Raw genomic sequence first — 1,696 nt, forward strand, 5'->3', positions numbered from 1 at the left:
GTCCGCCGCCGCCCACCGCTGCGATCCGGCAACGGATCCCGCGCTACGGGGCCGGGCGCGGGGGACCGGCAAGTACCCTGCTCGCAGCCGTCGGTACACACACAGGAGACGCCATGCAGGGCCTGGGCCATCACCAGCCGGTCACGCCGCCGCCGCCCACCGGTCTGCTGGTGTTCCTGCGGATCCTCTTCGTGACCGTCGCCGTCGGCAGCATCGGCCTGCTCATGTGGGTGCCGATGCTGCGACTGGCGATCGTCACCCGCAAGGCGCTCGACTGGGTGCTCTTCGGCCTCTCGTTCGTCCTGCTGCTGGTCTCCTGCGTCCTGCTGATGTCCGAGCCCGACGACGAGGTCGACACCGCCCCCGAGGTCGTCGGCGTGCTGATGCTGCTGATCACGCTGGTCGCCGTCATCTCGTACTACCTGGTCGCGGAGATCCGGCACTACGAGCAGCGGCGCCGCCGGTCCGGCGCCGCGTTCGGCCACGGCCACACCGGCGCGGGCACCGGCTACGGCTACCCGTACACGGGGAACCCCTACGGCTCCCCGCAGCCGCCCGGCACCTGGTCCGGCGGCGGGCACACGACCACCCCGCACACCGCCGGCTCCCACATCCCTGCCCCGCACACGGCGGCCCCGCACACGGCCACCCCGCACACCGCCGGCTCCCACACCGGGGCCCCCACGCCCTCGCACACCGCCACGCCCACGCCGCCCGTCACACCCCCCGTGACCCCCGCCCCCGGCGGCCGCATCGACCAGGTGCGCGCCGAACTCGACGAACTCAGCGACTACCTGCGCAAGCAGGACGGCGGCCCCCAGGACGCCAGGTGACCACCACCACCGGCCGCGTCGTCGCCGGACGCTACGAACTCTCCACGCTCATAGGCCAGGGCGGCATGGGCCAGGTGTGGACCGCCTACGACCGCCGCCTCGACCGCCGCGTCGCCGTCAAACTGCTGCGCCCCGACCGCGTGGCCGGCGCCGAGGCGGAGGAGCTGCGCCGCCGCTTCCTGCGCGAGTGCCGGGTCACCGCCCAGGTCGACCACCCCGGCCTGGTCACCGTCCACGACGCGGGCAGCGAGCGGGACGACCTGTTCCTGGTCATGCAGTACGTCGACGGAGCGGACCTCGCCGACCACCTCGCCGAGCACGACCCGTACCCCTGGCACTGGGCGACAGCCGTCGCCGCCCAGCTGTGCGCGGTGCTCAGCGCGGTGCACGCGGTGCCGATCGTCCACCGCGACCTCAAGCCGCGGAACGTCATGGTCAAGCAGGACGGCACGGTGACCGTGCTCGACCTCGGCGTCGCCTCCGTGATGGACAGCGACACCACCCGCCTCACCCACACCGGCTCGCCCATCGGCTCGCCCGCCTACATGGCGCCCGAGCAGGCCATGGGCGGCGCCGTCGGCCCCTACACCGACCTCTACGCCCTCGGCGTGGTGCTGCACGAACTGCTGTCCGGTGAGGTCCCGTTCGCCGGGACGACCGCGCTCGGCGTGCTCCACCGCCACCTCTACGAGCCGCCGCTGCCGGTCCGCCGGCTGCGCCCCGAGGTGCCCGAGGCGCTGGAACGCCTGGTGCTGCGGCTGCTGGAGAAGGACCCGCAGGCCCGTCCGTCCTCCGCCCAGGAGGTCTACGAGGCGCTGCTGCCCCTGCTCCCCGGCCGCGGGCTCCCCAGCGGCGCGCCCCTC

2 protein-coding genes are annotated in these 1,696 nt (G+C 74.1%); both read left to right on the forward strand.

Features of this window, described 5'->3' with window-relative positions; all coding sequences use genetic code 11:
* Nucleotides 1–113: 113 nt before the first annotated feature.
* A complete protein-coding gene (locus tag HW445_RS29955; protein ID WP_180223952.1) occupies nt 114–833 on the forward strand; it encodes a hypothetical protein in 720 nt (239 codons plus the stop codon).
* Nucleotides 830–1,696 (forward strand): serine/threonine-protein kinase (locus HW445_RS29960; RefSeq protein WP_180223953.1); only part of this gene is annotated, 867 nt, incomplete at its 3' end. The genes HW445_RS29955 and HW445_RS29960, both read left to right, overlap by 4 nt.

Source organism: Streptomyces sp. UH6, assembly GCF_013421635.1.
Lineage (GTDB): Bacteria > Actinomycetota > Actinomycetes > Streptomycetales > Streptomycetaceae > Streptomyces > Streptomyces abyssomicinicus.

Bases quoted from the DNA above. Each gene is read 5' to 3' on its own strand.
- HW445_RS29955 (WP_180223952.1), top strand. From the start codon at position 114: ATGCAGGGCCTGGGCCATCACCAGCCGGTCACGCCGCCGCCGCCCACC.